Origin of the sequence: Peribacillus sp. S4, assembly GCF_046715815.1 — a bacterium.
GTDB classification, from domain to species: domain Bacteria; phylum Bacillota; class Bacilli; order Bacillales; family DSM-1321; genus Peribacillus; species Peribacillus frigoritolerans.
On the sequence record NZ_CP175708.1, the window covers coordinates 930,940 to 957,588 of the forward strand.

General features: G+C 39.8%; 23 protein-coding genes, 1 pseudogene and 1 riboswitch. Of the genes and pseudogenes, 13 read left to right on the top strand and 11 right to left on the bottom strand.

The window, feature by feature from the left end; all coding sequences use genetic code 11:
* Nucleotides 1-22 precede the first annotated feature (22 nt).
* The 5 genes from nfsA to ACJ9PY_RS04510 all read left to right on the top strand — a co-directional run bounded on the left by nfsA (nucleotide 23) and on the right by ACJ9PY_RS04510 (nucleotide 4,855).
* Nucleotides 23-772 (top strand): oxygen-insensitive NADPH nitroreductase, encoded by a 750-nt coding sequence (nfsA, locus tag ACJ9PY_RS04490; RefSeq protein ID WP_063577254.1) that lies wholly within the window; start codon nucleotides 23-25, stop codon nucleotides 770-772.
* A 281-nt stretch (nucleotides 773-1,053) separates the two neighbouring features.
* Nucleotides 1,054-1,902, top strand: coding sequence for an ABC transporter ATP-binding protein (locus tag ACJ9PY_RS04495; RefSeq protein WP_057275622.1), 849 nt, complete (start codon nucleotides 1,054-1,056; stop codon nucleotides 1,900-1,902).
* Nucleotides 1,853-2,773, top strand: coding sequence for an iron-hydroxamate ABC transporter substrate-binding protein (locus ACJ9PY_RS04500; protein WP_098864968.1), 921 nt, complete (start codon nucleotides 1,853-1,855; stop codon nucleotides 2,771-2,773). The genes ACJ9PY_RS04495 and ACJ9PY_RS04500 overlap by 50 nt, the downstream gene beginning before the upstream one ends.
* Before the next feature lie 67 nt (nucleotides 2,774-2,840).
* Nucleotides 2,841-3,851, top strand: coding sequence for a FecCD family ABC transporter permease (locus ACJ9PY_RS04505; protein WP_145504877.1), 1,011 nt, complete (start codon nucleotides 2,841-2,843; stop codon nucleotides 3,849-3,851).
* Nucleotides 3,848-4,855: a FecCD family ABC transporter permease gene (locus tag ACJ9PY_RS04510; RefSeq protein WP_098864969.1), complete on the top strand. Its 1,008-nt coding sequence runs from the start codon at nucleotides 3,848-3,850 to the stop codon at nucleotides 4,853-4,855. The genes ACJ9PY_RS04505 and ACJ9PY_RS04510 overlap by 4 nt, the downstream gene beginning before the upstream one ends.
* 82 nt (nucleotides 4,856-4,937) lie before the next feature.
* Here the strand turns inward: ACJ9PY_RS04510 and ACJ9PY_RS04515 are convergent, their stop codons facing one another.
* Entirely contained in the window at nucleotides 4,938-5,885 is a 948-nt protein-coding gene (locus tag ACJ9PY_RS04515) for a response regulator (RefSeq protein ID WP_411739556.1), read from the bottom strand.
* A 4-nt stretch (nucleotides 5,886-5,889) separates the two neighbouring features.
* On the bottom strand, nucleotides 5,890-7,152 hold the full coding sequence (locus tag ACJ9PY_RS04520) for a sensor histidine kinase (protein ID WP_145505152.1): 1,263 nt from the start codon (nucleotides 7,150-7,152) through the stop codon (nucleotides 5,890-5,892).
* A gap of 421 nt (nucleotides 7,153-7,573) precedes the next feature.
* Between ACJ9PY_RS04520 and ACJ9PY_RS04525 the strand changes: the two genes are divergently transcribed.
* From ACJ9PY_RS04525 to ACJ9PY_RS04535, 3 genes are all read left to right on the top strand, one after another.
* The gene (locus tag ACJ9PY_RS04525) at nucleotides 7,574-8,563 is read left to right on the top strand and encodes a glutaminase (RefSeq protein ID WP_268564305.1); all 990 of its coding nucleotides are present in this window, start codon (nucleotides 7,574-7,576) and stop codon (nucleotides 8,561-8,563) included.
* Between the two features lie 204 nt (nucleotides 8,564-8,767).
* Nucleotides 8,768-10,402, top strand: a complete 1,635-nt coding sequence (locus ACJ9PY_RS04530) for an APC family permease (protein ID WP_411739557.1) — start codon at nucleotides 8,768-8,770, stop codon at nucleotides 10,400-10,402.
* Nucleotides 10,403-10,899: 497 nt separating this feature from the next.
* A complete protein-coding gene (locus ACJ9PY_RS04535) occupies nucleotides 10,900-12,795 on the top strand; it encodes a PrkA family serine protein kinase (protein WP_034315159.1) in 1,896 nt (631 codons plus the stop codon).
* 212 nt (nucleotides 12,796-13,007) lie between these two features.
* On the opposite strand, the gene ACJ9PY_RS04540 is transcribed toward ACJ9PY_RS04535, so the two are convergent.
* A complete protein-coding gene (locus ACJ9PY_RS04540; RefSeq protein WP_034315156.1) occupies nucleotides 13,008-13,217 on the bottom strand; it encodes a metal ABC transporter ATPase in 210 nt (69 codons plus the stop codon).
* A 118-nt stretch (nucleotides 13,218-13,335) separates the two neighbouring features.
* On the opposite strand from ACJ9PY_RS04540, the gene ACJ9PY_RS04545 reads away from it, so the two are divergent.
* Both ACJ9PY_RS04545 and yhbH read left to right on the top strand, forming a co-directional pair.
* Nucleotides 13,336-13,515, top strand: a complete 180-nt coding sequence (locus ACJ9PY_RS04545; RefSeq protein ID WP_034315155.1) for a hypothetical protein — start codon at nucleotides 13,336-13,338, stop codon at nucleotides 13,513-13,515.
* Nucleotides 13,516-13,982: 467 nt separating this feature from the next.
* Nucleotides 13,983-15,152, top strand: a complete 1,170-nt coding sequence (yhbH, locus tag ACJ9PY_RS04550; protein ID WP_057275627.1) for a sporulation protein YhbH — start codon at nucleotides 13,983-13,985, stop codon at nucleotides 15,150-15,152.
* 564 nt (nucleotides 15,153-15,716) lie between these two features.
* Here the strand turns inward: yhbH and ACJ9PY_RS04555 are convergent.
* The 8 genes and pseudogenes from ACJ9PY_RS04555 to galU all read right to left on the bottom strand — a co-directional run bounded on the left by ACJ9PY_RS04555 (nucleotide 15,717) and on the right by galU (nucleotide 22,850).
* Complete coding sequence (locus ACJ9PY_RS04555; protein WP_411739558.1) at nucleotides 15,717-16,943, bottom strand: CynX/NimT family MFS transporter; 1,227 nt, start codon at nucleotides 16,941-16,943, stop codon at nucleotides 15,717-15,719.
* A 14-nt stretch (nucleotides 16,944-16,957) separates the two neighbouring features.
* Nucleotides 16,958-17,635: a FadR/GntR family transcriptional regulator gene (locus ACJ9PY_RS04560; protein WP_063577249.1), complete on the bottom strand. Its 678-nt coding sequence runs from the start codon at nucleotides 17,633-17,635 to the stop codon at nucleotides 16,958-16,960.
* A 112-nt stretch (nucleotides 17,636-17,747) separates the two neighbouring features.
* Nucleotides 17,748-18,113 (bottom strand): hypothetical protein, encoded by a 366-nt coding sequence (locus ACJ9PY_RS04565; RefSeq protein WP_411739559.1) that lies wholly within the window; start codon nucleotides 18,111-18,113, stop codon nucleotides 17,748-17,750.
* Nucleotides 18,114-18,281: 168 nt separating this feature from the next.
* Nucleotides 18,282-19,429 (bottom strand): annotated as a pseudogene (locus ACJ9PY_RS04570) (amino acid permease); the annotation flags it as partial.
* Between the two features lie 325 nt (nucleotides 19,430-19,754).
* Nucleotides 19,755-19,925, bottom strand: coding sequence for a hypothetical protein (locus ACJ9PY_RS04575; protein ID WP_156404290.1), 171 nt, complete (start codon nucleotides 19,923-19,925; stop codon nucleotides 19,755-19,757).
* Between the two features lie 73 nt (nucleotides 19,926-19,998).
* Nucleotides 19,999-21,393: a cytochrome P450 gene (locus ACJ9PY_RS04580; protein WP_411739560.1), complete on the bottom strand. Its 1,395-nt coding sequence runs from the start codon at nucleotides 21,391-21,393 to the stop codon at nucleotides 19,999-20,001.
* A 193-nt stretch (nucleotides 21,394-21,586) separates the two neighbouring features.
* Nucleotides 21,587-21,727: a hypothetical protein gene (locus ACJ9PY_RS04585; RefSeq protein WP_156404291.1), complete on the bottom strand. Its 141-nt coding sequence runs from the start codon at nucleotides 21,725-21,727 to the stop codon at nucleotides 21,587-21,589.
* A 262-nt stretch (nucleotides 21,728-21,989) separates the two neighbouring features.
* Nucleotides 21,990-22,850, bottom strand: a complete 861-nt coding sequence (gene galU, locus ACJ9PY_RS04590) for a UTP--glucose-1-phosphate uridylyltransferase GalU (protein WP_034315138.1) — start codon at nucleotides 22,848-22,850, stop codon at nucleotides 21,990-21,992.
* Between the two features lie 162 nt (nucleotides 22,851-23,012).
* Here galU and ACJ9PY_RS04595 point away from each other — a divergent pair, with 162 nt between their 5' ends.
* Genes ACJ9PY_RS04595 through ACJ9PY_RS04605 form a run of 3 tightly spaced genes read left to right on the top strand, consistent with a single transcriptional unit; the run spans nucleotide 23,013 to nucleotide 26,136 of the window.
* Nucleotides 23,013-24,683, top strand: a complete 1,671-nt coding sequence (locus tag ACJ9PY_RS04595) for a DUF6044 family protein (protein WP_411739561.1) — start codon at nucleotides 23,013-23,015, stop codon at nucleotides 24,681-24,683.
* Between the two features lie 15 nt (nucleotides 24,684-24,698).
* Nucleotides 24,699-25,721, top strand: coding sequence for a glycosyltransferase family 2 protein (locus ACJ9PY_RS04600; protein ID WP_411739562.1), 1,023 nt, complete (start codon nucleotides 24,699-24,701; stop codon nucleotides 25,719-25,721).
* On the top strand, nucleotides 25,681-26,136 hold the full coding sequence (locus tag ACJ9PY_RS04605) for a GtrA family protein (RefSeq protein WP_057275632.1): 456 nt from the start codon (nucleotides 25,681-25,683) through the stop codon (nucleotides 26,134-26,136). Before ACJ9PY_RS04600 ends, ACJ9PY_RS04605 begins: the two co-directional genes overlap by 41 nt.
* A gap of 351 nt (nucleotides 26,137-26,487) precedes the next feature.
* Nucleotides 26,488-26,634, top strand: a riboswitch (cyclic di-AMP (ydaO/yuaA leader).
* The last annotated feature ends 15 nt before the right edge of the window (nucleotides 26,635-26,649 follow it).

The window sequence follows — 26,649 nt, forward strand, 5'->3', positions numbered from 1 at the left end:
ATATTCTTTAGGGGTGGGAGCATTGAATAACATTATTGAGAAGATTTTAGATCACCGTTCCATTCGTTCCTTTGAGGACAAGTTATTGTCTGGGGAGCAAATCAATACGATTGTGGAATGTGCCCAAGCTGCATCGACTTCAAGTTATATTCAAGCGTATTCAATCATAGGGGTAACCGACCCGGAAAAGAAAGCCAAGCTTGCCGAACTTGCCGGACCACAGTCATATGTAGAGAAGAATGGACATCTATTCGTCTTTTGCGCCGATTTATATCGTCAGGATATGGTTTCCGAAATGGAAAACACGGACCTGTCCGAATCAATTGAAAGTACCGAGAAATTCATGGTTGCCTGTATTGACGCGGCTCTAGCGGCCCAAAATGCAGCATTGGCGGCAGAATCGATGGATCTAGGCATTTGCTATATAGGCGGGATCCGCAATAATCTCCCGGAAGTGTCAGCGATTTTGAATATACCGCATCGTGTTATACCATTATTCGCTCTAGCGGTCGGATATCCGAAAAACCGTTCGGATAAAAAGCCGCGCTTGCCGTTGTCCAACATTTATCATGAAAATGGATATCAGGAGGATAAGCAAGAGTTCATCGGACAACTTGAAGAGTATAATGAAACGATTTCCAGTTATTATGAGCTTCGGACTAAAGGTAAACGAAAAGACACCTGGACCGGGCAAATGGCAGGAATGCTTGGAAAGAAAAGCAGGCTGTACATGAAGGATTATGTTGAGAAGCAAGGATTTAAGAAACATTGATTAATGAAAATGGCCTATTAGGAATATTCTTGCCAAAGTGCTGAGTATGAGGCAAACAGTACAGATCCCGGGAACGTCTCCGGGATCTTTATTGTTTTCATTGTCAGTCGGTAATACGGACCGGCCCCAAAAATACTGTCAGAAATTCTTCTTATATGACCATGAAATTACCATTGACAATATATTTAGATAGAATTATAGTAATTAAGTAGTGGATAATGATAATCATTTTCATTTGAGTTTTTACTTACCTATTTTTTTCAGTAAATGGAGGTTAAAAAATGGTTCGCCTATATACAGAGAATTTGAATATTGGTTATGGTGAACGTTTAATTGTAAAAGATCTCAGTGTGGAAATACCAGATAAAAAAATCACAACGATCATCGGTTCAAATGGATGTGGGAAATCGACACTTTTGAAAGCGATCACCAGAATCATTCCAAATCAATCAGGTACGGTTGTTTTAGATGGGGTTAATATCTCAAAAGAAAGCACTAAGATTCTTGCAAGAAAAATGGCCATACTTCCGCAGACACCCGAGAGTGCAAGCGGTTTGACGGTTGGGGAGCTCGTATCATATGGGCGCTTTCCCTATCAAAAAGGTTTTGGGCGCCTGACCCAGAAAGACTATGATGTGATTGATTGGGCACTTGAAGTGACCGGCACGAAAGACTTCAAGTTCCGTCCCGTGGATGCTCTTTCAGGAGGTCAGCGCCAGCGTGTTTGGATTGCGATGGCCCTTGCCCAGGAAACGGAAATCATCTTCCTTGATGAGCCGACCACCTATTTGGATATGGCCCATCAGCTGGAGGTTCTGGAATTATTACAGAGGCTGAATGTAGAACAGGGACGTACAATTGTCATGGTTCTTCATGATTTAAACCAAGCTGCTCGCTTTGCCGACTATATCATTGCCTTAAAGGACGGGGAAATAGTCAAAGCAGGAGATTGTGAAGAAGTCATCACTCATGAAGTTCTTAAGGAAGTATTCCATATTGATGCGGTAATCGGACGAGATCAACGAACGAACAAACCAATGTGCAGCACATACAACTTACTAAAAGGAGATTTGACAACAAATGAAAAAGATAATGTTTCCGTTTATACTGCTGTTAGTGTTAATTATTAGCGCTTGTGGTAACGAGTCAGCCGAAAAAGAAAAAAGCTCCGCTTCCAAAAAAGAAAAATCAGGTACCATCACCTATCAATCTGAAAATGGTCCTGTTGAAGTTCCCGCAGATCCTCAGCGTGTTTTAGTACTATCATCTTTCGCAGGTAACGTAATGGCTTTGGATGTTAACCTTGTAGGGGTTGATTCCTGGTCTAAAATGAACCCGAATTTTAAAGAGTTAAAAGATGTGGAAGAAGTGACGGACGAAAACCTGGAAAAGATCATCGAGTTGAATCCGGATTTAATCATTGGTTTATCCACGATTAAAAATGTCGATAAATTAAAGGAAATTGCTCCAACCGTAACTTATACATACGGAAAAGTTGACTATTTAACACAACATGTAGAAATCGGTAAACTTTTGAATAAAGAAAAAGAAGCTCAAGCATGGGTGGATGATTTCAAAAAACGGGCAAAAACGACTGGTGATGAAATTAAAGCCAAAATTGGAGAAGATGCTACCGTTTCAGTTTTCGAAAAGTTTGACAAACAGTTCTATGTATACGGTGATAATTGGGGACGTGGAACGGAAATCCTTTATCAAGAAATGAAATTGGGTATGCCTGAAAAGGTAAAAGAAGTGGCACTGAAAGATGGTTACTTTGCCTTATCATTAGAAGTCCTTAAAGACTATGCAGGTGATTATGTGATTTTGAGCAATAACAAAGATCAGGACAATTCATTCCAACAAACTGAAACGTTTAAAAACATACCTGCCGTTAAAAACAATAAACTGTATGAAGCTGATGCAAAAAAATTCTACTTCAATGATCCAATCACATTAGATTACCAATTAGACTTCTTTTCCAAAAGTTTTCTTGGAAAATAATACTGCGAGGGAGAGGGATTCCAATTCCTCTCCTTTTATTCTATAAAAAAAGAAATGAGAGAGACAGATGACTAATGAAAATCAACGTTTCATCCCATTTATAAGTAAACTGATCATAGCGATCGTCGCCTTTATAGGCATGTTCATTATTTCAATGGCATTTGGTGCGGCTGATGTTACCGTTAAAGACGTCTGGCAAGCACTGACATCAAATGCTGTCGGTGAAAAGATTTCAATCATTCGGGAAATCCGCTTCCCTCGTGAAGTGGGGGCAATCTTTGTGGGTGCAGCCCTTGCCGTTTCTGGGGCCATCATGCAGGGAATGACAAGAAATCCACTTGCCGATCCCGGGTTGCTTGGATTGACGGCAGGAGCCAATGCAGGTCTCGCCATCACTTTGGCATTCATTCCAAATGCTAATAATTTAGGGATCATGATTGCGTGTTTTATAGGTTCCGCTGTCGGGGCAACCATGGTTTTCGGAATCGGTACGATGAAAAAGGGAGGATTTTCACCATTAAGGATCGTATTGGCTGGTGCTGCAGTCTCTGCATTCCTATTTGCCGTTTCGCAAGGGGTCGGCATATATTTCAAGGTATCAAAAGATGTATCGATGTGGACAGCTGGCGGGAATATCGGAACTTCATGGGAGCAGCTTCGTGTAATCGTTCCGTTCATTCTAATAGGAATCCTGATTTCCCTTATCTTTTCCAGACAGCTCACCATACTTAGCTTAAGTGAAGAAGTGGCCGTAGGCTTAGGGCAAAAGACAACACAAATAAAGGCGGTTCTCTTCGTGGTCATCATCCTCCTGGCAGGGGCTGCCGTTGCGCTTGTCGGAAATATGGTGTTCATCGGGTTAATGGTCCCACATATCGTTAGGGCTATCGTGGGTACGGATTATCGATTCATCCTCCCTATGTCTGCGATTTTGGGAGCCACTTTCATGCTGCTTGCCGATACGATCGGCCGTACGATCAATTCTCCATATGAAACACCTGTGGTAGCGGTTGTTGCGATGATAGGTTTACCTTTCTTCCTCCTAATCGTGCGTAAAGGAGGTAAAGCATTTTCATGATCCAGTCAGCTTTAGTCAAAAAACAGCGTTGGATAATAGGTGCATTGAGTGTACTCATCATCATTACGATCATTATAGGGACGTGTTCGGGATATTCCAATCTTTCTATAGGACGACTGTTTCCAACGCTCTTCGGGCAAGGGACGTTTAAAGAGGAATTCATATTATTTTCCGTCCGCTTACCGCGTATCATCATCACCCTTTTAGCAGGCATGGCCCTTGCACTGTCGGGAGCCATTCTACAAGGGATCACACGTAATGATTTAGCCGATCCCGGAATCATCGGGATCAACTCAGGAGCAGGTGTTGCCATTGCCGCATTCTTTCTGTTTTTCCCGCTTGACGCTGGTTCTTTTGTTTATATGGTTCCCCTTGTTGGTTTTATCGGAGCGTTACTGACGGCCTGTTTAATATATATCCTCTCATACAAGAGGAAGAGTGGACTTGAACCCGTCCGGTTAGTGTTGATCGGCGTAGGTTTTTCAATGGCGCTTTCAGGCCTGATGATTGTCCTCATTTCGTCAGCGGAACGAGCGAAGGTCGATTTCATCGCAAAATGGTTGGCAGGAAATATATGGGGCACGGATTGGCCTTTCATTTGGGCAATCATTCCATGGTTAATCATCCTCATTCCATTCACCTTATATAAAGCAAATCGTTTGAATCTGCTTGGTTTAAGTGAACCGGTCGCAATTGGGGTCGGTGTATCGATTGAAAAGGAGCGGATCGTACTGCTGATCACGGCTGTGGCACTGGCAGCGGCTGCCGTTTCTGTTACAGGCGGGATTGCATTCATTGGACTTATGTCCCCGCATATAGCAAAATCCTTGGTAGGACCTCGAAATCAACTATTCATTCCGGTTGCCATTTTAATCGGTGGATGGCTATTGCTGCTTGCCGATACGATAGGCCGAAATATAATTGAACCCGAGGGGATTCCCGCAGGTATCATGGTTGCATTGATCGGTGCACCTTATTTCATGTATTTATTGTTGAAAAAATAAGATATTGTTAAAATCCCTTGAAATCATTCAGGGGATTTTATGTTTTTTGGTTCTTCCGTAATTTTTCGTATTTAATCATGTATTATCTATATCTATTTATTTCATCAGGATTCAATCGTTTCGCTTCGAAATAAAATACTTGAATAAACTTTTTTGTATTTACCCGGGTAGGTGTAAGAACGATTTTTGAATCATTTTGCAGTTCTTTCATCTTTTGGCGAACGACTGTGAAATCAAAAAATTTGGAAGCGTAATTTTCAAACTTCGGATTCGAAAAATCCGTTAAACCTAGCGAAGCGAAATGATTTAACGAATGGTTAATCGTTCTGCGTATTCTCTGTTCGGCAGCTTTTATTTCCCGATTGATATCAACCGGCAAAGCTGCTGTTCCGAGCTTTTTTTTGGTGATTTCTACAAAGATTTCTTTAAGGGTGGGGAATTGCTTTCCAAAAGTAAAAGTCCGTTCATACATAAATAAATACTGAAGCATTTCCATTAAATCTTTTGCGCCATTTTCTCCAACGACCCCTAATTCCGATAAAAGGAATTCACCCACCTCCCGTATACTTTTTTCATTAAAACTATTGGAATTATCAACTTTTAGCTGTTCAAAGTTCAATACACTATTTAAAGAGGCTTGGATATTAGTGATCGATCTTTCTAAATGGATGCGTTCCATGACTTTTCGAATGACTGTCAATATCTCAATCCGATTGATTGGTTTAGTAATATAATAATCAATTCCGAGCGAGTAAGCCTCGCCAATCAACTCCTTGGATTCTACCTGCGAAATCATTATTATTTTCCCGTTAAATGTACTTTTTATATGACGAAGTGTCTCAATACCATCCCGGATGGGCATTAATAAATCAATAAATAATATATCAATTTGTTTTAAATTCAAAATATGCCCTTCCAATAGACTGCCATCTTCCGCTTCCTCCACCACTTCACCTAAATCTTCGTTTTCTATAATTTGGCTTAAGTTTGAACGTATGGCACAATCATCATCTGTTATAAAAAAACGCATGGAATCACCCTTTCTGAATCAACTTCTGGATTGGTAACTTTATTGAAAAAACAGCGCCATTAAAACTATTCTCAAATAGGATTTCCCCTCCCAGTTCTTTCACGACTTCTTTAACATATGAGAGTCCAATCCCTGTTGAAGGTGTCCCGAACTGATCATACTTTGATGTAAAACCAGGTTTGAATATGACAGTCTGGTATTTTTGAGGAATTCCAGGTCCGGTATCAGCAACTTTAAATTCTACATTGTCACTAATTTCAAACAAACTTAAACGGACGATTCCCTTTTCTTTAATTGCTTCCACTGCATTGGCGACTAAATTATTGAAAAGAGATAACACGGTATATACATGATAAGGTGAATCGTTTTTTCCTTCCAATGAGTATTCAAATTGAATGTCCTTTCCTAATGATAAGGCATATTTTTCATTAATTCGGATAATTAAATAAAAAAGTTCAGCAGCATTCATATAATCTTTAAAACTCTCATTGGAGATCAATTTGGAGAGACCAGCAAAAATCCGTTGATTATCTTTCTTGACTTCATGCATTTCACCCGCGATGCGTAATGCTTTTTGACTATATGGCTCTGTAAGATCATGAAGTTGCTTTTCCCGTTTTTCCAATGCTTTTAATTCGCGATACAAATCATATGATTTCTTTGTAATATTCTCAGCATTTTTTAATGTTTTTTTTAAATGAATCGTTTCCTCGTATAAATTGGAAATGAGCATCAGCATATGTTCATTTTGTTTTCTGATTTGCCTCTCCCTTGATTGTGCTTCATAAAGTTTCATCATATTAAAAAAGCTCAAAACGATAAAACTGTGGCCGAATGCGATCACGATCATCTCATTTAGTGAACCAAACGTAATCGTTGTTTCCAACACAATATATTGAAAGATTAATTCTACGGAGTCGGACAATATTTCGATAATGAGACCAATAAATCCAATAATCAAAGTTCGGCTTTGAAAGCGGTTGATTTTCGCAAAATAGAATAGAACGGAATAGGTAAAATAAAAGAAAAAACTAGGATAATGAGCGTGAAATGCGGAAATCCAGGAGAAATTATCCTGCATGAAAAAGTCGATTAGAATGCGAAATATCACAACCATTGTTCCTGTCAAGATGCCCGAAAATATGGCAGGCGTTTTTTGTAATAATAGTAAAAAGAAGAAAAATGCAGGCACACCAAAACTTACCCGAAACGTTTCATTGAAAGGATAAAAACTCAATTCGCCTGCTAATGGCACAGTTAACAACATCAAAGCAAGGACATAGACCTCTTTTTTCATTAACGTACTGAGATACAAGTCGTCACCTCCTAATTTGTTTAAAAAATCAGTATACAGTTTCATCGGCTTCAATACAACGCTTACTTTTTCCTGAATAGAACGGCTTATAATCAATTATGGCAAAACCAAATTGTTTTTCTATCCACAAAAAATGGTAACGGGACATGTGAGATGATCACGTTTTTTTAGTGGATTTTTATTTTTTAGATTTTGTAGGTTTTTGTATGATTATGTAGTTCCCAATTTAAAATTAAGCAGAAAGAAATTTTTGAAAGCGCTTAACAATTTTTAGAATATTCATTATTTTTTCATCGAATCTAGTAATGGCATTCGGTAAAACGCTCATATTGAAAATATAATGATACAACAACTGAAGAGGTGGAAGAATGTGATTGAAGAATTGTCAAAAGAGTATGACATTCACGTTAATAGTCAAAGAAAATCCGACTTAGATGAATGGGTAGCATATTACAGATCCTTTGCTATTGAAGGACAAACCGCTAATTATATACCGGCATTGAGAAATGCACATTTATCGCAATTGGGCATTACCATACTGGAGCCGGGTGGAACAATGATCAAGTCAGGGGATTGGGAAGTTCCTTTCACGCTGCAAAGTATTTCAAAAGTGCTTAGCTTTATAGCCGCATGTTTGGGTCGCGGCATTTCTTATGTGTTAGAGAGGGTCGATGTGGAACCGACTGGGGATGCTTTCAATTCAATTATTCGTTTAGAAATGCATAAGCCGGGAAAGCCGTTCAATCCTATGATAAATGCCGGGGCGATTACAGTAGCTTCGCTTCTCCCAGGGGATTCTTCACAAAATAAATTGGAATTTCTCTATGAGCTATTTGAAAATTTGTTAGGGAAGCGCCCGACAATCAATGAGGAAGTGTATCAATCTGAGTGGTTAACCTCTCATAGAAATAGAGCTTTGGCTCACTATTTGAAAGAGACGAATTATTTGGAATCGGAAGTAGAGGAAGCTTTAGAGGTTTACCTCATGCAATGTTCCATAGAAGTGACCACAGAAGACATAGCCCTCCTTGGACTGATTCTTGCTCAAGATGGTTACCATCCCGTTCGTAAAGAACAAGTAATCCCTAAAAAATTGGCTAAGCTTGCCAAAGCATTAATGCTTACTTGCGGTATGTACAATGCTTCGGGGAAATTTGCGGCTTTTATTGGGGTGCCGGCCAAAAGCGGAGTATCTGGCGGGATTATGGCACTAGTTCCTCCAAGTGCCAGAAGCGAAATGCCTTTTCAAGATGGATGTGGCATTGGTATTTATGGACCAGCCATCGATGAATATGGGAATAGCGTAGCAGGTAGTCTGTTATTGAAACAAATGGCACAAGAATGGGATTTAAGCATTTTCTGAAATGCAGAAAAATTTGGTTCCGGTGTAATTAATAGAAGCAATAAGGGGAGATCCTTAAGGTTTCCTCATCAATTTTCAAACTTTTACAAGAGGTGATGTAAATGCAGCAATTACTTTAAGATGTAATTGGGCGCACTACACGAATCATTAATCCAGTTACTTTTAAACGTAAAGAATAATTTTAGAAAGCATGGTGAAAAATGTATGAATAATATGCAGCGAAAGATGGGAACATTTTCGTTAATGATGGTGGGACTCGGGTCAATTATTGGCTCAGGTTGGTTATTCGGAGCTTGGAGAGCGGCACAGATTGCAGGACCCGCTGCCATTATCTCTTGGATTATCGGGATGGTTGTTATTTTATTTATCGCACTATCTTACAGTGAATTAGGGTCTATGTTTCCTGAAGCTGGGGGAATGGTAAAATACACGCAGTACTCTCATGGTTCTTTTTTAGGGTTTATTGCAGGCTGGGCAAACTGGATTGCAATCGTTTCCGTAATTCCAGTTGAAGCGATTGCTTCTGTTCAATATATGAGCTCATGGCCATGGGAATGGGCACGGTGGACACATGGTTTAGTAGAAAATGGAAGTCTTACTGGGGGAGGCTTAGCAATTGCCTCTGTATTGCTGATCGTCTACTTTTTATTAAATTACTGGACAGTCAGTTTGTTTTCGAAAGCTAATTCATTCATTACAGTCTTTAAGGTTATTATTCCTGGACTTACGATTGGCTCACTTTTATTTGCCGGGTTTCATGCATCCAATTTTACATCTGCAGGAAGTATCGCTCCTAATGGATGGGCAAGTGTACTTACTGCTGTAGCAACTTCTGGTATCATCTTTGCATTTAACGGTTTTCAAAGTCCAATTAACATGGCAGGTGAGGCAAAGAATCCTGGACGTTCGATCCCAATTGCAGTAATTGGCTCCATTTTAATTGCAACGGTCATCTACGTTCTATTACAGGTTGCATTTATTGGAGCCGTTGACCCGTCCATGATTGTGAATGGATGGCAACATTTGAATTTCAATTCACCGTTTGCTGACTTAGCAATTGTTTTAGGCATAAACTGGTTGGTTATTTTACTATACGTAGATGCTTTTATTTCTCCTTCGGGGACAGGAATAACATACACGGCGACAACGTCACGAATGCTTTATGGAATGGAAAAGAATAAATATTTACCAAGCGTGTTTGGAAAACTGCATCCTCTTTATGGTATCCCGCGTCAAGCCATGTTTTTTAATCTAGGCGTATCTTTCTTATTTTTATTCATGTTTAGAGGCTGGGGCGTATTGGCAGAGGTTATTTCAGTTGCGACTTTAGTCTCTTATATTACAGGTCCAGTTACTGTAATGACATTAAGACGCACAGGTCAGAACTTGTACAGACCATTACGTTTAAAAGGATTAAGCATCATTGCACCACTGGGCTTTGTTTTTGCTTCTTTGGTTCTATATTGGGCAAGATGGCCGCTTACAGGTCAAGTATTATTTATCATTATGGCTGGTCTTCCCGTTTATTTCTATTATCAATCAAAAATAAAATGGAAGGGATTCCGCCAAAACTTTTCAGCAGGGCTTTGGATGGTTGTTTACTTACTCTGTATGATGACCATTTCATACTTAGGCAGTGAAAAGTTTGGTGGACTAAATATAATCCCATTTGGTTTTGATATGGTCATCATTACATGTTTATCACTAATGTTTTATAGTTGGGCATTAAAGAGTGGTTTCCAAACGGAATATTTGGAACAAGGACAAAAAGTAAATGAAGACTTGAGATCGATGGAGAACAACGTTTCAGCTCAAACTGATAAAAAGAACGCTGTATAAATGATGAAGCTTATTCGTTTGGCATGCTCAATAAGCCATTCGTGAATGACTTCGAAAGTGCTTCTATATTTATATAGATGAGGAATAAAAAAAGGGACGGCAAATTTAATTTGCTGTCCCTTTTTTTGGAGTTTTGGAAAAGGCTGTTATTTTTTATTTCACACCTGGTTTATCGTCATACCCGGCAGTGAAGATAGCGGCTAAAAATGTTAAAGCAACTCCAACGATAATAACTGTGCCCATGTTGTGACCTCCCTTTACCCATATTGTCCCACTTAAGTATAGGCTTAGTATACCCTAATTTTTAGCAGGAGTGCACACAAATTTTCTTGCCAGCATATTTGTCATCAATTCTCAATGATTAAGCCCTTTTCGATACATGGAGAGTCAAGGGGGATTCGAAACAATGCCCGTCCACTTTTTAAAGTCTGACATGTTTGTCAGACTTGGAGCATAGATTTAAGTATTCTCTGAAAGTGACAGGGGGAGGTTCCTTAATGGATATTTTAAAGAAAATCGAAAAATTTAGAGAAGATGAACAGAAGCTGAAGTGGGAAGGCACCTTCGCAGAGTACTTAGAAATATTGAAAGAAACGCCTTTAGTTGCTCAATCTGCTCATTCACGTGTATACAACATGATCAGAGATGCAGGGATAGAAGAAGTAAATGGGACAAAGAAATACAATTTTTTCAGCGGTCAGTTATTTGGCCTTGAAGATTCACTGGAAAGGCTCATCGAGGAATATTTCCATCCGGCAGCAAAACGGCTGGATGTCCGTAAGCGGATATTGCTTCTCATGGGTCCGGTGTCAGGTGGGAAGTCCACACTCGTTTCTTTACTGAAGCGTGGACTTGAAAATTATTCGTTAAAAGACTCTGGTGCGATTTATGCAATAAAAGGATGCCCGATGCATGAAGATCCACTGCATCTCATCCCGCAGTATTTACGGGATGATTTCTTTGAAGAATATGGCATCAGGATTGAAGGAAATCTTTCGCCGCTGAATGTAATGAGATTAGAACAGGAGTATGGAAGCAGGATTGAAGATGTTATGGTCGAACGTATTTTCCTTTCGGAGGATAAGCGTGTTGGAATTGGAACATTCAGTCCTTCTGATCCTAAGTCACAGGATATTGCTGATTTGACGGGCAGCATCGATTTTTCGACCATTGCCGAATACGGTTCTGAATCAGATCCGCGTGCCTATCGCTTTGATGGCGAGCTGAACAAGGCGAACCGCGGGATGATGGAGTTCCAGGAGATGCTGAAATGTGATGAGAAATTCTTATGGCATTTGCTATCATTAACACAAGAGGGGAATTTTAAAGCTGGCCGTTTTGCATTGATCAGTGCAGATGAACTCATTGTGGCTCATACGAATGAAACGGAGTATAAAGCGTTCATTTCCAACAAGAAAAATGAAGCATTGCATTCCCGTATCATTGTCATGCCTATTCCATATAACTTGAAGGTTACCGAGGAAGAGAAGATTTATGAAAAAATGATTCGTGAAAGTGATGTCTCGGATGTTCATATAGCCCCGCATACATTGAGGGTGGCGGCAATCTTCAGCATCATGACCCGCCTGAAAGATCCCAAAAAGGGCGATATCGATTTAGTGAAAAAGATGAGGCTTTATGATGGGGAAAATGTTGAAGGATTTAATTCCGCAGACATCAATGAATTGAAAAAAGAATATCAGGACGAAGGCATGAGCGGAATCGACCCGCGTTACGTAATTAACCGGATTTCCTCTACGATCATACGTAAGGAGAATCCGTCCATTAATGCATTGGATGTACTTATGTCATTAAAAGCAGGTCTTGACCAGCATCCGTCCATTACGAACGAACTCCGGGAGCGGTATTTAAATTTCATTTCACTGGCACGTAAAGAATACGATGCCATTGCAAAAAATGAAGTGCAAAAAGCTTTTGTATATTCATATGAAGAGTCGGCGAAAATCCTCATGGATAATTATCTGGATAATGTCGAAGCATACTGCAATAAATCAAGGCTGCGCGATCCATTGACTGGAGAAGAAATCAACCCAGATGAAAAATTGATGCGCTCGATAGAAGAGCAAATTGGAATTTCCGAGAATGCAAAAAAAGCATTCCGCGAAGAAATATTGATTCGAATTTCAGCATATGCCCGTAAAGGGAAGCGATTTGATTATAATTCCCACGATCGTTTACGGGAAGCGATCCAGAAAAAACTATTCGCTGATTTGAAGGATGTCGTTAAGATCACCACTTCAACGAAGACACCAGACGAAAGGCAACTGAAGAAAGTGAACGAGGTCATCACGAGACTTATAGACGAGCACGGATATAATTCGACTTCAGCCAATGATTTGCTGCGCTATGTGGGCAGCTTGTTAAATCGGTAATCCATAGTTTTTTTGCTCCTGCCCCCTCATCGGGCAGGGGTTTATTACCGTTTACGGTAGGTTGGATGGATGAAAGGTGGATTAGAGGAAATCCAGAATTTCTATTGAAATCATGAATCTTTTGAAAACGGTGATTATAGTAGGCATGGGAGATTATAACTCAACAAAGCATCGGGCCCTTCTGAATGAAGGAAACCCGGTGCTATTGATTTCTATTTAGTTACATTCAAGCCATACTGTTCAATAAGTGTAATAAGTTGATTCGGTGAGAGTTTTTCTTCGCTATGGTCGATTTTAATTTCCCCATCATCAACATCGATGATCGCACGTTCCACACCTTCCGTTTTCAAAAGTATGGACTCCAGATTTAAAATAGGGCCTTCTGACGTTGCTTCCTTTACATAAAGGGTTGTTGTTTGCATAGATCTTGCACCTCCTTACATTTGCTCATAATGTTTTATCTATACCCCATATTTCCATTAGATATGTTACGTTTCGGATTTGGTAAAATTGGGTATCAATAAGTAGAGGTGATGGCAAATGAGCAAAGAGGAACTGAAAAAAGAACATGTACCGGAAAATAGCTCCATGGCTAAGGATTATGAAGAGATGAAAGAACTTGGAAAGCAGATGGAAAATCAAAGGACGAATGAAGAATTGAAAGAGTGGGATAAACGCCCAGGTACAGTTCAACATGAAATAGAGGAAGAGAAGGATTGACGAATACCACAACCAGAATCATTCTATCTGTGTAAAAGGGGTGTCCAGAAAAACTGCTGGGACACCCTTTTTGTTGTGTTCCATTGCTTTTTTTAAATGTCCTTGGAAGTCTTTTGCTGCTCCATTACTTCTGGCTTAAAGCGATCTATTACGAATGAATGAAAAAACGAACAGACCTGAAAATCATCAGGTCTGTTCGTTTTGTTAAATTCCTTATTTAGAAATAACCTTAAAGGGCTTTAACGCCCCTGTCAGGACTTGTCTAGTTCATGGGCAAACATCCATTATTAATTTTGTTGTAAATTATCCTGCGTCGCTGCATAAGATAGAGTAATACTTTTCTTTTCATCCGTTTTTTCGCACTGTATTTTTCAATGGAAAACCGGAATGATGTGGGCATTCCCACACTAACTTATTATATGAAGGAATGATGAAAAGCGTGCAAACATTTTTAAGGGGGGAAGAGAATGTCGGAAGAGAATAATCAACAGTATGTAATCTCACAGGAAAATTGGACCCTCCATCGGAAAGGCTATGATGATCAACAACGTCATCAGGAAAAGGTGCAGGAAGCGATCAAGAATAATTTGCCTGATCTAATTTCAGAAGAAAGCATCGTAATGTCCAATGGCCGGGATGTCATCAAGATCCCCATTCGCTCCTTGGATGAATACAAAATTCGTTATAACTATGATAAGAACAAACATGTAGGGCAAGGCGATGGAGACAGTAAAGTAGGGGATGTAGTCGCAAGGGATGGCTCACCGTCCGATGCCGGAGCCGGTAAGGGTCAAGGTGCAGGTGACAAGGCCGGCGAGGATTATTATGAAGCCGAAGTGTCGATGATGGAATTGGAGGAGGCCCTGTTCAGTCAACTGGAACTCCCTAATCTTCAGAAGAAAGAACATGCGGAGCACACTCTCGAACATATTGAATTCAACGACATCCGCAAGACAGGCCTAATGGGAAATATCGATAAAAAGAAAACGATGATATCCGCTTTCAAACGGAACGCCTTAAGGGGGCACCCCGGTTTTCACCCTATTTATAAGGAAGACTTTAAATTCAAAACCTGGAATGAGGTTCAGAAACCTGATTCCAAAGCAGTTGTACTGGCAATGATGGATACTTCCGGAAGTATGGGGTTATGGGAAAAATATATGGCTCGAAGCTTTTTCTTTTGGATGAACCGTTTCTTGCGGACAAAATATGAAACCGTGGAAATCGAGTTCATTGCCCATCATACAGAAGCGAAAGTCGTTCCGGAAGAGGATTTCTTTTCAAAAGGGGAAAGCGGCGGTACGATTTGTTCGTCCGTATACCGAAAAGCATTAGAACTTATTGATCATAAATATGACCCTGCGAAGTTTAATATCTATCCGTTTCACTTTTCCGATGGTGATAACCTAACATCCGATAACGTCCGATGCGTTAAGCTTGTTGAAGAACTCATGAAGGTTTCCAATATGTTCGGATACGGGGAAGTCAATCAATACAATCGCCATTCGACATTGATGACAGCTTATAAGAACATCGATAATGAAAAATTCAGGTACTATATCCTTAAGCAAAAGGCTGATGTTTTCCATGCAATGAAGAGCTTTTTTAAAGATGAGGAAAGTAAGAAGTATGCTTAAAATAGGAAGAGTGGAGAGTAATTTTTTTTCAATTCAATATAGTTGAAGGTAAAAAGGCGTACGGTTCACATCGGACGCCCTTTTCGGAATATTCGGTTTTATTTCGCGTTAAGGAAATACACAAAGGCCATTGCTCAACACTAAGCAATGGCTTTTTCGCATGCACATCATTCGGATATTGAGCGAGGATCCAAAGAATGTAAATGAGTTATCGGAATCACTTTGTACTTTAACCCAATGATAATGAACCATAATATGCAGCAACCTCCTCTAAGTATAGGTCATTTCTTTTTCTCCAAATGGAGAAGGTGAAACTTTCTTATCTGACAGAGTTTGAGGTTGATAATTTTTACTAAAGATAAGGGAGCCGCGAAATGACCGAAACGAGAAGCGAGAACGCCATATATTCCTTCTCTATTTAAACCAAAGACCACTCTCTACTTATTCGAAATTAAAATCACGGAATAGGAACCTGTCGTAACGCTATCAGTGGCTGGTATGTAAATGGCCCCGGTACAATACCGGGGCCATTGCCGTTTAGAACCTTTTATACCTTTACTGGCTTTATTGAGTCGTTACATATTCATTATTTCCTGCACGCATTCCAACAATGAAAATAAGTGCCGATATAGCGGCCAACATCAGTAAGGGAAGAGTCCAGCTGTGTGTAATGTCATGAAGCAATCCGAATAATACCGGTCCAATGGCAGCTAAAAGGTACCCGAATGATTGTGCCATTCCTGATAATTCCGTCGCTTCATGGGTGCTTTGTGTTCGAAGACTAAAGAACATCATCGATAAACTGAATATGGTTCCGACTCCAATCCCAATCAATATCATGCATACTGGGATGAAGAGAGTGCTTCCGGATAATATTCCGAATATCCCTGATATAAGGAAGATGACAGGCGGGACCACTAACAGACGCTGACTTTGTAAGCGCCCTGCTAAAATTGGCACAAGGAATGTTATGGGAATGACTGCAAGCTGCATGATGGAAAGCATCCAGCCAGCTTCATCAGCATTCAGGCCTTTTTGCTCCAGGATTTCAGGCATCCAGGTAATTACTGTATAGAAAATAAACGATTGCAAACCCATAAAAAATGTAATTTGCCAGGCTAAACCAGAACGCCATAAGTTAATCTTTTTATCCTCTTGCGCCGTTTGTACATCCTTACCTGAGTTGAATGGCCGTCTTAATTGCGGCATCCATAAGAAAACTGTAATAAGTGATAAAATCCCCCAACATCCAAGGGCACCAGCCCATCCCAATCCGGATGAAGAAGCAAGGGGAATGCTGATCCCAGAACCTATTGCGCCGCATAAATTCATGGAAACAGCATAGGTTCCTGTCATCAAACCGATGTTCCTGGCAAAGTTATGTTTAATCAGACTGGGTAACAAAACATTGCCTATTGCAATGGCTAACCCGATTAAAATGGTCCCTATGAACAATGTCGGCACTCCGCCAACTGAGCGTATCCCAATTCCGATCGTTAATAATACCAAGGAAAGGAAAAGTGTGAGCTCCATTCCAAAACGCCGTGCTATCCTAGGTGCAAACGGTGATAATAAAGCGAAGGAAAGCAAAGGCAATGTCGTTAATGAACCTGATAATGTATTGGAAATCCCCAAGGTATCACGGATCGAAGTGACAAGGGGTCCAACCGATGTTAAGGGAGCCCTCAGATTTGCCCCAAGAAGAATGATTCCGATGATGAGCAGTCCTAATCTAGGTTTAATATCCACTTTTCTTTGTTCTAGTTGATTTGCCGCTTGATGAATGCCCATAATCTCCTCCTTACTTACTCTAAAGATTTTTTGAATTGTGCAATGTATTCATTCACTGTTTCGATTGCCCGGTTCACATCTTGTTCGATGATGGCATCCACAAGTTTGCAATGAATGTTCAAATGAAAGTTCACATCAGAACTCATCACCACTATCTGATGGATGGATTCATGCAGGGAGTGTTCCATATGTTCGTACAAATCAATCAATAAATCATTATGTGATGAAACCATAATCGATTTATGTAACTGTATATCCGCTTCTTCGTAGGCCTTGATATCCTTTGCTTCGGCAGCTCTACTGCAGGCTGATATATGAAACCGTAATTGTTCTATATCTTCTTGATTACGTCTTAATGCCGCCAACTGGGCTCCTTCTCTTTCAAGGGCATGACGGACCTCTAACGTTTCTAATATACTTGACTGCTGGATCCTTCTTTCAAATGCTGCCCCCAAGGCACTTGATGACCTTACGAATGTCCCCTTTCCTTGTTTCGTTACTAAAAGCCCTGCATAAACAAGTGATCGTACAGCTTCCCTTAATGTATTTCTGCTTACATCGAACTGTTGGATCAAATCCATTTCAGGGGGAATTTGATTTCCTATTTTCCATTCACCTGATTCGATTAACGATTCGATTTGGGAAACCACCTGCTCTACAAGTGATAAGCGATTTGTTTTGGATATGGTCAAGATACACACCTCAAATTTGTAGGATGATTGGTTCATTGGTTATTTTAACATATGTATGTTGAAAATGGGTGTAAGGAGTATTTTAAATCCAAATTTGTTTCCCTTTTATTCTTCAGAAAAAATTGCAGTTGATTTCAGAAATCCGCTCCCTTTCCGCCGACTGTCTGCCAAGCCGCATCCAAGCAAGCGCCTGCGGGGTCTCGGCTAGCCAGTTATTCGGCAGGAGTGTCGCAAATATCTTCAATCCAATAAGGATTACAAGAAAAAAACATGAAGGATAAATCGGGATGAGACCAACTCTCAGTTTTTCTTTGAAAAAATTGCAGTTGATTTCAGAAATCCGTTTCCTTTCCATCGTCGGTGTTAGAGTATTCCGATTCTCCTTTATTATTAGTTTGTAGACAAAAGGTGTTATTTCTTTTAAAACAAAGTTGATTGGAGCGGGTGTTCGAGACTCCTGCGGTAAAAGCGAGTCCATGGAGACCCCACAGGCGCAAAAGCGCCGAGGGCGGACCGCCTGCGGAGCGAGTTTCTTGAGTGGAACGTCCAATCTGTACTGACACTAAAAAGACTGAAGGCAAACCCGATTTTCATCGAGTTTGCTTTCAGTCTGAAATCCCTAATAAAATTCAGGGGGATAATATTTCTATTTTTTTTGTTTGACAATAAATGAGAGAAGGATGAATATCACTAACGTGACAAGACATACTGTAGTCCCGATGATGTTTTGCTTATTAAAGAGAAATGCCAAAAAGATAATGCTTAAAGCCGTGATGGCTAATATAGTTGTATATGGATACCATTTTACCCGGAATCCTGGTTTGCCAGTGTATTGCTTACGCAGTTTCAATTGCGCGGAACAAATACTGATCCACAATAATAAAATCGTGAATCCAGGAATGGCCATAAGGTAGCTTAAAATCAGGTCGGGATACAAATAGGATAAAAACACACCAGCCAATATGCATAATGTAGTTAAAAATATACCATTAAGCGGAATACCCTTTTTCGTTGTTTTTAAAAATGCCTTGGGCGCTTCCCCGTTCTGGGAAAGAGTGAACAGTGTTCTTGAGGTAGCGTATATACCTGAATTTGCAGCTGATAAGACAGCGGTTAACAGAACGAAATTCATGATATCGGCGGCTCCGGGAAGACCCGATAAGCTGAAAACCTGAACGAAAGGACTTACTTCGGTGCTGTTCCTTTTATGATTTTTGGTATGACTCGCTGACTATCTTTTGTTTCCGTGACGGCTACACCAATTAATTCTGCACCCCCATATGAAAACATGACCACTAAAAGTGCACTTAACATTCCGTCAATTCCTTTTGGAAAAAAACCGCCATGTTCCGTGTAATTAGAAAATGAAGCCGAACTAGGAAAAAGTCCTAGCATGATCAAAGCTCCTAAAATGATAAAAGCAATTAAGGTTATTATTTTAATTCCTGCGAACCAAAATTCGAGTTCTCCATAGTATTTTACTTGAAACAAATTAATTCCTATTATTACTGAAGCGCAAAGTATGCTTAACAGCCATAATGGTACTGTAGGAAACCAATATTGTAGAAAACTGCCGGCTGCAACTATTTCTACAATGATTACGATAATCCAATTGAACCAATAGAGCCATCCGACAATGAAGGATAGTTGAAACCCAAAAGCTTTATTAATGAGATGTTGGACGTTCATATTAGGAAAAGCGGTTGCCATCTCCCCTAGTGCGGCCATTACAATGAATAACAATAGCCCCCCTATTAAATAGGCTATTACAACACTTGGGCCTGCCATATTTAAATTTATGAAATGAATCAAAGCAAAAAACTGCTAGGTGATTTTTTAAGGGATGAATTAACAATTCTTCATTCTTTAAAATACATATTGAAAAGAGAGAAATATAATCCTGTTTAATTGCATTATTACTGTCATTTGTTTCGTAGTAAATAAGTTGATGGAATCAGTTTCAATCCTTAATAGTTGAAGTCTCTTAGTTTTCCTATCAGGTTTGTCGCAGCCAGCATTTGGGGCTGCGGGGGCCAGGGTTATGGAACATACTGCAGAATTACAAAAAACCGACCTTTCAAGGTCGGTTTTTCTTTAATAATAGGTACGAAGCGGGAAACTATCCGTTCCCATTTGAAAATGGGAGCGGCGCCTGTAGGTACTCGGTTTCTTGTTTCGGTTCAATTTCGCTTAAAAATTGCAGATAACCGGTATATACCTGTGAAGCCATTCCTAAATAGTGCAATTCAGTGTGGATGATTCCCTTTCGTGGTGAATGGAGCAAATACATTTTTTCATCCCTCCTTTTAAAAGGGTAGGCCAGTTAGTACAACGATATTTATTAGGGGAAAAACCCCCTATTACTAAAAATTGGATGCACCAGGTTCAAAGGCTTCTGCAGCTCTTTCTTCTAACACCATGCGCAGTCCATTCTTGGGTCTGAGTGTAAGGGAGGGAAGGGGAGTTACATCATGATGGTCAGGTGCAAGCTTTATCCTATATCTCTTTGCAATGCAGGCCAGGACAAACACCGCTTCCATCATGGCAAAGTGATTGCCAATACAAACCCGCGGCCCTCCGCCAAATGGAAAGTAAGCGAACGCAGGTAGGCTTTTCATAAAGTTATTTTCAAATCGCTCAGGGATAAATGATTCCGGTTGATCAAAATACTCTGGATTATGCTGCATCACATAAGAACTTATTAGTATCATATCGCCTTTTTTAAAGCGATATCCTCCTATTGTGACATCCTCCGTCACATCACGGGATAAGATATACAGTGGCGGGTAAAAGCGAAGTGTTTCATGAATGATATTTTGAGTGTATTGTAATTTCATGAAATCTTCAGGCTTGGGTGTCCGTTGACCGATTATGCTATGGACTTCATTGAAAAGCTTGACTTGAATTTCCGGATGCTTCGAAATTGCATACAGTGCCCAGGAAAGAGCATTTGCTGTCGTTTCATGACCGGCAAGAAAAATAGTCATTAATTCATCACGGACCTGATGGCTTGACATGCCTAACCCGTCGTCGGCATCACGGGCGTCCATCAAGATCCCTAGCATGTCTTCATGTTTTACTGTGTCGTTCTTCCGTTTTTCAATAATTCCGTATATCACTTTATCAAGCCTTTGTATCGCCTTTTTATATTCACGGTTGATTTTAGTCGGTACCCATAATGGCATACGGAAAATCTTTCTCATCCTTTTGACTGTTATTCTCAATGCAGTTTCCAGAGGTTTCCCAACGATTTCATATCCATCCTTGAATTCCATGCTGAACATGGTCTTGCTGATTATCCCGAGAGTGATGTTCATCATATCCTTCGTTATACTCCGTTCATCATCATGTTGCCAAGTTGATATATAATCCATTGTGACATCAATCATATCCTTGGCATATTGGCTAATATGAGTCTTTTTGAAAGAGGGTTGGATAAGCCTTCTCTGTCGCATATGAAAGTCTTTTTCGCTTGTAAGCAGACCTTCGCCGATAAGCGGTTTTAATAGATTGAAGTCACTGGATTTGACGAAAGATTGTTGTTTTGTTACAAGTATTTGTTTGATTAAATCAGGATTTAAAACGTGATAAACAGTTTGGAATGGTCCTAAACGGAATTTAGCAACTTCCCCATATTCCTTGGACAATCGGGTCAGGAACCCAATCGGATCTGTTTGGAACTCTTTTGTATGTCCGGAAACCAGCCTTCCTTTTGGAACCATTTGAGAAGTGCGGAAGACATCATCAGCGTGGCTCAATGAAGTTTTTCCCCTTTCTTTAAAATACTTACATGTAATCATTGTATGAGGATAAGCTAAATTGGTTTGGACAAGTCGTTAAAGAAAGGGCTGATAATTCTATTGAAGAAATAAAGTTACAGCGAAAAAACCCTGGATGAATATAGCCAGAGTTTTTCATGAGAGCTTTAGATTAATGATGGGGGGATTCAATTCAACTTCTTTCATCATCGCCCCTATGTTGGAAACGATCATTTTTTTCATTGATGGGCCCGCCAAATTGTGCATTGATCTCCTTAACCACTTTTTCTAAAAATTCATCAGATATTATTGGATTATTTGCTTTATTGTGCATGTGTTTCTCTACAATCCTTTCTGGATATCGTGTATTAGGAACAATCATGAAGGATATGTTATCAACATAACCTCACTTATAGAAAACTATTCTTTCTCTGTTCAACTTTTTCTGCTGTAACATTTTACGGAAGCATAAACAGTTATATTTTACTTAGAGGATTATGGTAAGTGGATCATTTTACAACCAAAGGGGTCAATCCGATGTGGAAATGGCCCAATCACCTCTTTTTGGTAATTGGGCATGGTCTATATTAACTTCATTAAGGAAACAACTGCCTTAAATATTTTATTAGCTGATCACGAAGTTCAGGTCGTTTCATGGCGAAATCTATTGAAGCTTGAAGGAAGCCGAATTTATCGCCGACGTCATAACGATTTCCCTCGATGATATACGAATATAATGGTTCCTTTTCTAACAAAAGGTCTAAAGCTTCGGTAAGCTGGATCTCCCCCTTACGATCAGGCTGTACGTTTTCAAGGATTTCAAAAATCGCAGGTGATAAAATATATCGGCCAATTATCGCCTGTGTTGATGGTGCATCCTCCACTTTTGGCTTTTCCACCAAGTTTCTTACCAGAAATAAATCCTCATATCGTTCTTGGAAGTTTACGATCCCATACTTGGAGACATCGGCTGGTGATACTTCCTTACATCCGATAATGCTCGCTCGAACCTTGTTATACCGTTCCATTAACTGCTTCAAGGCTGGAACCTGGCTATCCACGATATCATCCCCTAACAGGACGGCAAAAGGTTCGTCTCCGATAAAAGTTTTGGCACATAAAACTGCATGACCCAGACCTAAAGGTTCCTTTTGCCTTACATAGTGGATATCGACCATGTTGGAAATGTTCTCCACGATCTTAAGCAGATCATTTTGACCTTTCATTTGCAGAAGCATTTCAAGCTCAATCGATTTATCGAAATGATCTTCGATGGCACGTTTGTTTTTACCCGTAACGATGATAATATCCGTAATCCCTGATTGTACCGCTTCTTCGATAATATATTGAATGGTCGGCTTATCGACAATCGGCAGCATTTCCTTTGGTTGAGCTTTCGTAGCAGGCAAAAATCGTGTTCCTAAACCGGCTGCTGGAATCACCGCTTTCCTTATCATAGCCCAGCCCCTTTTTAAGGTTCTTTTATATGCTTATTGCATTTTATGTGGTCATTGGTTGACCTATATCAAAATAGGTTAAAATAAATCCCTTAAAAAGAATAGATTTACCTCCGAAGCCAAATATTATGGATATATGAATTTAATCAAGAGGTGGATATTTTGCCAATTGAAAATAAAGAGAGAAAACAAATCCTTTTTGCCTTACTCGTCATTGTTTTATATCTTTCGCCCTTAATCATCCTTGGAGAAAATGCGCATATTCGCGTACATGATAATTTGGATTCCAACCTTGCCTGGTATAAAGTCCTTTCAGAAAGCGGTGAGTTATTCGGTGCAATTGACGCCAGAATTCCTCAGATTATGAATGGGCTGCCCCGTAATGCTTTTGGCAGTGAGTTCAGTATTATCGTGTGGCTTCATGCTCTTTTTCCGACAATGGTCGCATATGCAATAAGCCAGGCATTAACAAGGTTTATTGCATTCTTTGGTATGTATATCTTATTGAAGGAACATTTGGTTACAGGAAGACAATCAGGTTGGATTAGGGTTGGAACATCCTTAGCCTTTGCCCTTACCCCATTTTGGCCATCGGGAATGCTCAGTACACTTGGGATGCCTTTAGCCCTTTGGGCTTTTTTGAATATCCGCAGCAAGGATCATTCTTGGAAGAATTATTTGGTCCTTACACTTTTACCGCTTTATTCAAGCATCGTGCTTGGCTTTTTCTTTTTCCTTGTTGCAATGGGCTTTCTTTGGCTAACAGATGTAATCAGGGGAAAAGGATGGAATATAACGTTTCTTCTTTCAATCGTTTATATGACCGTCATTTTTGGTTTGGTGGAGTATCGTTTAGTCGCTTCATTCATTTTTGATTCGGAGCCAAACAGCAGAGATGAATATTTTCACGCAAGGCTGCCGCTCGATTGGGTCATTAAGCTTACTTTCAAAAGTTTCGTTCTTGGACATACGCATGTCATGACTGTACATGCGCTTATCATCCTGCCGATTACAGTCTTTGCTCTTTATATTATTCTGACAAAAAAATTGTGGAGACAGGAAAAGGTATATGTTTTTTTATTCGGCTTGAATTTCATGCTCTCAGCGTGGTACGCATTTTGGTTTTATAAAGGCTGGCTTCCTTTAACGGAAAGGTTCCACACACTGGATACTTTTAACTTTGCCAGATTTCACTTTTTAAGGCCGATGATCATTTACTTGGGGTTTGCCCTTGCGATAAAAATCATTTGGGAATACAGCGACTATGCTAAGAAAACCCTTTCTATTTTCATCGCCGTTCAAATACTGATTTTAATCGGTTTCAATGAGGAAATCACTCACAATGAAAAGCCAACTTTTAAAGAGTTCTATTCAGAAAGCCTTTTTCAGGAAATAAAAGATCATATTGACCGTCCACAAGAAGAATATCGTGTTGCCAGCATTGGGCTGCATCCCGCAATCGCTCAATATAATGGATTTTACACGCTCGATAGCTATAACAATTTTTATCCGCTTTCTTACAAACATCAATTTCGTCAAATAATTGAAAACGAATTGGCTAAGAATAAAAACATCAGAATCTATTTTGATGAATGGGGAGGACGTTGTTACCTATTTACCGATGAGCTTGGGAAGCATTATATGTTCAAGAAAGGCTCGAAGAAAGAGCTGAAAAATTTGGACCTCAACATGGATGCGTTTAAAGGATTAGGCGGAACGTATATATTTTCTGCCATCCCAATCAACAACGCGAAGGAAAACGGATTGGTGCTGGATAGGGTTTTCACTAAAAAAGGAAGCGTATGGAAAATTCATTTATACAGAGTCATGTGAAAAGGGGGGAATAGAATGAATTCACCGATTGTAACGATTGTTGTACCTTGTTATAACGAAGAAGGCGTTTTGCAGGAAACCATTTCCCAGCTTTGTGGATTGATGAGGGGGTTGGTCGATGAAAACGTTGTTTCCGGTCAAAGTAAAATTTTGTTTGTCGATGATGGGAGCAAGGATCAAACTTGGAAGATCATTTACAAAGAAACGATTAATAATGAATATGTTCGCGGGCTAAAGCTTTCCCGGAATGCTGGACATCAAAATGCACTTCTGGCTGGGTTGTTTACAGCCAAGGAAGCCTCAGATTGTGTGATTTCCATTGATGCAGATTTACAGGATGATATTCAAGTCATCCCGGAATTCATTCGTAAATTCAATGAAGGATGTGAAATCGTATATGGTGTCCGCCAGAAAAGGGACCTTGATTCATTCTTTAAACGAACATCTGCAACAGGTTTTTATAAATTGATGAACAAGATGGGGGTTAACCTTGTCTATAATCATGCCGATTTCCGGCTAATGAGCAAGAGGGCGATCATGGAGTTGGAACGCTTTGATGAAACGAATCTTTTTTTACGGGGGATTGTACCGCTCATTGGGTTTAAGACGGACTCTGTTTATTATGACCGTAAAGAAAGATTGGCCGGGGAAACGAAATATCCATTTAAGAAGATGGTTGCTTTTGCACTTGATGGCATTACTTCCTTTTCAGTTACACCGATCCGGCTTGTATTATGGCTAGGATGTCTTTCCTTTTTCATTAGCTTACTCTTTGGGTCTTACTTTTTATGGTTGAAATTTTATGGGCAGACCGAAACTGGCTGGACCTCATTGATCACCTCCATATGGTTGATCGGTGGACTACAGTTGATTGCTGTCGGGTTGATTGGGGAGTATATCGGAAAAATCTATAATGAATCCAAACGCCGGCCTAAATATATTGTTGATCTTGATCTATTTAATCCGCTCGATTTAAAAAAACGGGAGCAACTAGACAATGAACGGAACAGTATTGAAAAACTATCTAAAACAAACTAACTCCTTTATCCGCTTTTTATTGGTTGGAATAGTCAATACAGCGGTTGGACTTTCCATCATGCTTTTTCTCATGAATGCTCTTGAATTATCTTACTGGATCTCCACCTTTATCGGCAATGGTACGGGAGCTGTAACGAGTTTTCTTTTGAACAGGACTTTTACCTTTAAAAGCGATATAGAATGGCGGCGAGGAGTTGCCCGTTTCTTTTGCGTCATCCTGATTTGTTATTCCGCCGCTTATTCTATAGGCCAAGCCATTGCAGAATCACTGGAAGGAACCGTTCATTTATCCATACAACAAAATTTGGCTGTTCTGATAGGAACAATCTTTTATACAGTGCTTAACTATCTTGGCCAGAAATACTTTGTCTTTAAAAAAAGCAATTTGAGGCCAATTCAAGAAGGAAGGAACTAATTGGCGTAGATCAGTGGAATAATGCCCCCGAATGGACGGGAATTAAAAATGGAATCGGAAAGCGAAATTCTGATTTTATGACTATCCAAGCTGGGGCAGATCTGTTTTACTTAATCCACCACGTTACTTCATTTTTCCTTTTGGGGAATCTATCTTTTGTTCATTGTCTTCTTGAATATCTTCCTTTCAGACGTTTACTTTCCTTCTTTCCTACCATCGAATCATGTGTTTGCATGACTTTTGTTATATAAGTCAAGAATAAAACCTCGCTTATAAATAATAATTCTATTTCTGTGCAAAATTTTCATTTACTTTTCCATTTCACGGGAGTATGATAATCAACAGTTTCATATTTCTAAATCGCTTAAACCTTATGGTGCGGGGGACCCGTTATTGGGATTGTCTTTAACAATCCAAGGGGTGAATCCTTTATAAGGTAGGGCTACTCTTAGGTCCGAATCCGACAGCTAACCTCGTAAGCGTTATATGAGAAGGAAGGTGGAGCTTGTTAGA